The organism is Anaerolineae bacterium (assembly GCA_025062375.1).
GTDB lineage: Bacteria > Chloroflexota > Anaerolineae > SpSt-600 > SpSt-600 > SpSt-600.
The window spans coordinates 21,608-29,568 of sequence record JANXAG010000021.1 but is presented as its reverse complement, the minus strand read 5'-3'; the positions used below and the strand labels follow the sequence as shown (position 1 = coordinate 29,568).

The following is a 7,961-nucleotide window of genomic DNA, read 5'->3' as shown; positions in this document are numbered from 1 at the left end:
GGAGCACGCTCTTTCCTTTTATTCGTTTATTGACCGGGAGCGGGGATATATGCTCCTTGGAGAAAAGAGGGTGCCCTTTATGAACCTGATATGTGGAATCATAACCTCTGATGACGGCCCCTTCGCAGATATAAGGGAGATAACGGAAATGGCTGCTGAGGCCAGGCGCAAAGCTGAATCATTTGGGGAGGGATAAAGATGAGGATAAGCACAGCTAAAGTCGTGGCAGCGATGGTAGATCCCAAGCTTATTCCGGAACTAAACCCTTTAGAAAAATTGGTGATGATCCTTCTTAATCTCATAGGCCCCGTAAGGAGGGCTGTAACTGAACGCTGGCTTTTTGGTCAGAAAGTGGCAGTAGAGTTCTATAAAGAAGGGATAAGGGATTTCCTGGTACTGGGAGCAGGCATGCCCACGGCTGGCCACGTCCACCAGCTCTTCCCCGATGCCCGTGTTCTTTACGTGGACAAGGACGAAAGAGTGGTTAAATTAGCTCAACATAAACTTGCCGGGAACGAAAAGGTCCGGTATATTAAAGGTGATCTTACAAGGTTCCACGAAGAAGTGCTTCCCGAGGCAAAAAAGTTCTTCGGGGAATCCCCCAAGCTTGGGGTAATAATGGTGGGCATAATCTATTTCCTTCCCGATGACAAAGTGCGGGAAATCTTTAAATCCCTATACGGCTGGGTTGCCCCAGGCTCTCGCCTTGTCGTCACTAACACTGATGCCGATGCCATAAGGATTACGAGGGGGACCTACCTTCGTTATCTGATCTTCAAGGGCCTTTACGAGCTTGTGGGCAATAAGAATTACCCTCGCACCGATGCCGGCTTGCGGGCTATGCTTTTACCGTGGCAGGTTGTTGAGCGCATTCCTATCTTTAAATCAGACACTGCTGACCCGAAGAGCGCTGTTTCCACGGGATATATTGCTGTAAAAGTGAAAACTGGAGGATAGGATGGTCTGGTGGGTAGCTATAATCCTTGCAATTTTGGCCTTCGTGGCAGGTTTTTGGATAAGCAGAGCTTCCCAGAAAGCCAGAAAAGAACCTTTACCGATGGAAAGCATCGCCCTGGAAAGCGTGGAAGAAGGGACTGTAGTGGTGAGGCCTGGTGGGGAAGTTCTTTATGCTAACCGCCGAGCCAGGGAAAACCTCGGCTTTTACCCCGGCCAAAACCTCATTGACGTTTCAGATGTTTTTGCCCCCAAAGAAACTTTTTTGAGCCTGTTAGTTTCTGAAGGGGTCGGAGAAGTAACCCTGAAGGGCCGGATATACGAGGTGACTTCTTACAAAAGCTTCATAGATGAAGGGGTTTACCTGACCCTTATCTTTCACGATGTAACTGAAAACAGGATTATAGAAGAGCTGGACCGGGAGCTAACTTCCACTCTGGACTATCAGAGAGTTGTGAACCTCATTCTGGACCGGGCAATGGAGCTTACTAATGCCGATGCCGGTGTGATCATGCGTCTTGCCCCTGATGAACAGAATCTCTATGTTCTGGCTTACCGGGGTTATCCCTATGAAACGATGGGAATATACGCTGAAATCCCCTGGCCGGTGGAACGGGGGATTATAGGGAAAACTGCAAGGACAGGAGAGTCCCTTTTGGTCTATGATGTCGCAGAAGAGCCAGCTTACGTGGAAGCTTTTCCGTCCGTCCGTTCGGAACTGGCAATCCCACTCAAGGTTAAGGGTAAAGTGGTAGGGGTCCTTAATTTAGAGAGCACTCGTCTGGGGGCTTTTACCCCTGAACACCGCCGTTTGCTGGAGAAAATGGGGGAGCATGCAGCCATTGCTCTGGAGAATGCCCGCCTTTACGACGAAGAAAGGCGCCGCACCCTGGAAGCCCAAACCCTCCTCAGACACGCGCAAGCTCTGGCCAGTTCCCTGGACGTGGAAACAATAGTTAACGTTGCCCTGGAACACGTGCTGCCTGTCTTTGCGGCTGATGCAGGAGCCATAGGGATTTTTGACCAGTTCGGCAACCCTCAAGTCGTGGCCCAGAGGAACATCCCTGATTTTGAAGAAAACCGCTACCTCTTTGAAGAAGCCCATCGGAAGCTGCAAGCCACTCCCGCTGGATACAGGTTGTTTACTTCAGGGGAGCCAATCCTTGTGGAAGACCTGGAAAGGGGCAGAAGAATGTTTCCTGAACTTCTCCCCTGGATCCGGAGCGCTGCTATATTTCCACTGCGAGCTGGGGAGTCAAACATCGGAGTGCTGACGTTGCTCTGGAAGGAACCCAGGACTTTCTCTCCTGAAACTGTCAGCCTTGCCACTGCTTTGGCCAACCAGACAGCCATTGCCATCCAGAACGCACAACTCTACGGTCTTACTGATCGCCAGCTTCGGCTCCAGGTGGAAGAGCTGGCAGCTCTCACTCGCCTTACCCAGGAACTCAGTTCTACTTTGAGCCTTGAAACTATATTCCAAGCCATTTGCGATGAAGCTACCAGAGCTACAGGAGCTGATTACGTGGATGTTGCCTTGGTGGATTGGAATACCCGAACTTATACCATAAAAGCCTTGAAGGGCTTCAGCCCTGAGTTGGAGGAGGTTTTTAAAGATAAAAGCTTTAGCATTGAAGAGGGCATTCACGGTAAAGCTGCAAGGTTAGGTCAAGCAGTTCTGGTAAGGGACGTAAGGGAGGATAAAGACTACATACAAGGAGAACCGGACACCCTATCTGAATTAGCCGTACCTATATTCTACGAAGACCAGATTGTGGGAATAATAAACCTGGAAAGCCGGCTCCTTAACGCTTTTACCCCTGAACACGTTCGCTTTGTGGAGAGGATGGCTGCAATAGCTTCAGTAGCTATTGGGAACGCCCTCCGATATCAGGAGCAGGTAGAAGCGCGCCTTTTGGCTTACCGAAAGTCCGAACAGCTTTCGGCCCTTTCGGAGTTAAGCCGTTCATTCCGAGCTGACCGCCCTCTGGAGGAAGTGCTGGAAGATGTGGCATATGCCATCCGTGAGGCTACGGGGTTCCGCGCCGTTCTCATAAGTGTGGCTGAAGGTAAACCTCCTCGCCTCAGGAGAGTAGCTGGAGCTGGAATACCCTTGCCTGTTCTGGAAGAGCTAAAGAAAGTTTCCAACCCTCTGGAAGCCGTTGAAAACATCCTCACTGAAGAATACAGGCTCGGAAAAAGCTACTTTTTCCCGCATGATAAAAAAGAACATTGGGCTAAAGGCTTACACACATATACCTACCTGCCCATACCTCCTGAGGAAAAACCCTGGCCCAAAGGGAAATGGCACCCTGAAGATATGCTCCTTGTGCCCATGTTTTCCAGCACAGGCCAGATCTTGGGGATAATCAGCGTGGATGACCCTGCCGATGGCAAAATTCCCTCTCGCTCAACCTTGGAAATTTTGGAAGCTTTCGCTGCACAAGCAGCCGTGGCTCTGGAAAATATCTTAGCCTATCAGGCTGCTCAAAGGAGAGCCGCAAGGCAAGCAGCTGTCGCCGAAGTGGCTCGTGAAGCTTCTTCCATATTGAACGAAGAAGACCTCTTTAACATGGCTGTAGAATCCATAAGGCGCTACTTTGGTTATCCCCACGTGGCCATCCTTATGCTGGATGATAAAGGTGAGGAGCTAATCCTCAAAGCCTCTTCTACTATTTATAAAGGAGCGAAGCCAGGCCTCTGGCGTCAGAAAATAACCGAAGGAATGATAGGCTGGACTGCCAGAACAGGCCGCACACGCCTTGCCAACGATACATCCCGTGACCCGTATTATATCTCCGGACCTGAATTCAACCCTCAGTCAGAACTCTGTATACCCCTCCGCATTCGGGAGAAAGTTGTAGGGGTGCTGGACATTGGGGATAGTAAGCCCTTCGCTTTTGAGGAGGAAGACGTTATCTTCCTTGAAACCATAGCGGATCAAATTTCCATAGCCCTTCACAATGCTCGCCTGTTCCAGGAAGCACAGGCACGCCTGCGGGAACTTTCCCTCCTTTCGGAGGCTGGTGAATCCCTGAACAGAGCCACATCTCTTGAAGAAGTCCTGCGTATCACTTTGGACGCAGCCCTTTCCATAGCCGGAATAGACGAAGGTTCTGTAATTCTGGTGGATAGAACTACCAATACCCTGCGCTTGAGCATAAGCCGCAACGTTCCCGAGGACATAATCCAGGACTTCAACCGCCGCCAGATTCCGGCTTCCACGGGGACCTTTGGCATAGTAATCCAGACAGGCGAAATCTTTGAGACTGAAGATGCCGAAAATGACCCCAGAGTTGTTAAAGGGCTCTTTCCTCTCAAAAAAGGGCTCACCAATGTCCCTCTGAAAACCGAAGCTGGGGTTATTGGAATTCTGGTCCTGGATACCCTCCTGACTCCATCCCAGAAAAGGCTGATTTTAGCCCTTGCCGATGTAGCGGCCGTAGCTATATCCAGAGCCATGCTCTTTGCCGAAAGAGACCGCAGAATACGGGAGCTTTCAGCTCTTAATGAAATTAGCCAGGCGGTAAGCTCAACCCTTGACCTGGAAGAAATCCTCTCCAGGCTCCATGAATCCCTCGGCACCGTTATTGACACCACTAACTTCTATGTAGCTCTGTACGACTCCGAAAAAGACGAAGTTTTATTCACCTTCTACGTTGAAGAGGGGGAGAGACTTGAAGCATCCTCAAGGAAAGCGGGTGCGGGTCTTACTGAATATTTGATAAAAACACGAGAACCTCTTTTCCTTCCAGACAGAGTGGAAGAGCGTATCAAAAGCTTGAAGGGAGTGCAGCCAATAGGTAAACCAGCTCTCTCCTGGTTAGGTGTGCCCCTGATCGTGGGCGATGAAGTTATTGGAGTTATGGCTGTCCAGAGCTATGAACGTGAAAATGCTTTCGACATCACAGACCTGAACTTTATGGTTACGGTGGCAGGCCAGGTAGCAGTAGCCATCCAGAACGCTCGTCTCTACCAAGAGGAGAAGAAACGCCGCGAAATGGCTTTTACCCTCCGGGAAATGGGAGAACTCCTGAGTTCTACCCTGGACCTTGATACCATCATAAATCAGGCTCTGGACTACCTCAAACGCATAGTGGATTACGATACAGCTTCGCTTGCTCTTCTGGAAGACTCTAAGCTTCGTATTGTAGCGGGGAGAGGCTTTGGTGAAGCGCTGGAAGAAGTGCTGAAAATAACCTTTGATGCCGAAAAAAACATCCCCTTCCGCAGGATGAGGGAAACCTTCAGACCTGTGCTCATAAGGGATACAAAGGAAGAAGACATCCTGGACAAAGTAACAGCCGTTGAGCGCATCCGCTCCTGGATAGGAGCTCCTCTTGTATACAGAGGACAAATCATAGGCCAGCTGTCAGTGGATAAGGAAACTCCCGGTTTCTTTACTCCGGAAGACGCTGAAGCTGTAATGATCTTTGCCGGGCAACTGGCTATTGCCATCCAGAACGCTCGCCTCTACCAGGAGACGGTAACTCTGGCCCAGGAACTTGAGGAAAGAGTGCGCCAGCGTACAGCGGAGCTCCAGCGAGCTATGGAGGATCTGGCCCGTGAGAGAGATAGGGTGGAAACTCTATATCGCATTACCGAAAAACTTGCTGCTACCCTTGACTTGGACAGAGTTCTCAATGAAGCTCTAAGGATGCTCCACGAAGCCACAGGTGCACCCCAGGGAGCTATTATGCTCCTGGACCAAAGCGGGCGCCTAATTTACAGAGCAGCTTTTGGGCGAAGGGAACCTCTTCCCAAAGGTGGTAGGCCTACCCCCTTCTCTGTGGGTAAAGGCCTTGCAGGGTGGGTAATTGATAAAAAGCAACCTGTTATAATCCCCGATGTTACTAAGGATGATAGATGGGTGCCGTTACCTTCAGAATCCGGGATGGTCAGAAAATCAGCGCTGGCCGTTCCTCTCCTTCTGGGTGAAGAAGCTCTGGGTGCCATCCTCCTCTTCCACCCTGACCTTTCGTATTTCACCGAGGACCACCTCAAACTGGTATCAGCGGCTGCCGCCCAGGTAGCTCAGGCTATCAACAACGCTGAACTCTACCGCCTTATCACCGATCAGGCCCAGAAGCTGGGCGACATGCTTCAGGAGCAGGCCGCCGAAGCTTACCGGATCCAGACCATCCTTTCCTCCATTACCGATGGGATCCTCGTTCTTGATGAAAATAACAATATCCTGATGCTTAACCCCTCTGCTGAAGAAATGCTGGGGGTGAGAGGAATTCCTCTGGCTGATCGCCCTCTCAGAGATATCGTTGCGGTAGTTTCAGAAGAAGAAAGGAGTTTTGCCCTGAAGTTCTATACTGACCTTCTCATTCACAGCGGCAAAATTAAAGAACCCGGCGAAACCGTTTCCTTTAGGATAGAAGGCCCTCGACGCGTCCTGGACGTATCCTTAGTTACAGCTCCAGTAGGTCGTGGCGGGGCTATGGGAACCATCGCCGTCCTTAGAGACATAACCAGGGAGGCCGAAATAGACCGCATGAAGACAGAGTTCATTTCCACCGTCTCCCATGAACTGCGGACTCCCATGACTTCCATAAAGGGTTACATTGACCTCCTCTATATGGGAGTTGCTGGCCCCCTGAGTGAGCAACAGAAACGCTTTGTTACTATCATCAAAAATAACACTGACCGACTCGCAAGCCTCGTGAGCGACATCCTGGACATTTCCCGAATAGAGAGCGGGAAAGTCCGGCTGAGCTTTGAGCCTGTTTATCTTAAGAAACTTTTAGAAGAAGTTTCTCTCGCCTTTGAGCACATTATTCAGAAGAAGAACCTTAATTATACTGTGGACATACCTGATGACCTTCCTCCTCTCTGGGCTGATAGGGATCGCCTCAGCCAAATCCTTAACAACCTTATAAGCAACGCCTGCCAGTATACCCCTGAAGGCGGTTCGGTTACAGTGTCTGCCAGGTTGGTGAACGATATGGTCCAGGTGGATGTAACGGATACTGGCATAGGGATAGCACCCGAGGACCTTCCCAGAGTCTTTGACCGTTTCTTCAGGTCAGACCATCCAATGGTGAGAGATGTTCCTGGGACCGGACTAGGCCTGGCTATAACTAAGGCCTTTGTAGAGATGCACGGTGGCCGAATATGGGTTCAGAGCGAACTGGGTAAAGGTTCCACTTTCAGTTTTACAATTCCCACAACTTCAGGGGAAAAAGCGGAGGAAAAACTCCTCCAGATCCTGCCCCGCGAAGAGAAAAAGGGAAGAATACTGGTGGTAGAAGACGATCAGGATGTAGCAGAGCTAATCCGCCACAGCCTTGAGGCTGAAGGGTACGAAGTAACCGTGACTTTCAGCGGGTGGGATGCCCTATGGTTTGCTCGGGAGTCCAGGCCCGACCTTATAACCCTGGACATTCGCCTTGGGGACATGGATGGCTTTGAACTTTTGGAGCGCCTCAAAAAAGATGAAGCCACTGCTTCTATCCCGGTGGTCATCGTCTCGGTAGTGGCTGAACCCGAGAAAGGCTTTGCCCTCGGCGCTGCTGATTACATCACCAAGCCGTTTGAAGAAGAAAGGCTGGTCATGAGTGTCCGGAGCATTCTGGAAGCCTTAGATGGGGGGCGTCTGAACAAAATCCTGGTGGTGGATGATGAGCCCGATGTGGTAAACTGGCTTGTGGATGCTCTTGCCCGATACAATTTCAAGGTTAGAGGAGCTTACAGTGGCGAAGAAGCTCTGAGGATTGTAAAAGAAGATACCCCTCATCTTATCCTTCTGGATCTCAAAATGCCGGGGCTTGACGGATATGAAGTGCTCAAGAAACTCAGAGCTGACGAATCCACCCGGCACATACCGGTAATAGTGATAACGGCAAGCCCTGTAGATAGAGAGAAAACAAGGGTAAAAGTGTTAGGGCTCGGCGCCAGGCGGTTCCTTGTGAAACCCTTTAGCGTAGAAACCCTCATAGCCGAGATAAAGCGGGTAATGGCCGAACCCTGGAGCTAAATTTCGTATCGTGACCTTAAAAGGG

3 protein-coding genes are annotated in these 7,961 nt (G+C 50.4%); all 3 read left to right on the top strand.

The annotated features are described in order from the left end of the window. A partial coding sequence (locus NZ653_06810; protein MCS7286824.1) for a hypothetical protein occupies nucleotides 1-196 on the top strand: 196 nt, incomplete at its 5' end. Between the two features lie 2 nt (nucleotides 197-198). Beyond that, nucleotides 199-957 (top strand): SAM-dependent methyltransferase, encoded by a 759-nt coding sequence (locus tag NZ653_06805; protein MCS7286823.1) that lies wholly within the window; start codon nucleotides 199-201, stop codon nucleotides 955-957. Nucleotide 958: 1 nt separating this feature from the next. After that, nucleotides 959-7,936, top strand: coding sequence for a GAF domain-containing protein (locus NZ653_06800; GenBank protein MCS7286822.1), 6,978 nt, complete (start codon nucleotides 959-961; stop codon nucleotides 7,934-7,936). Nucleotides 7,937-7,961: the final 25 nt, after the last annotated feature.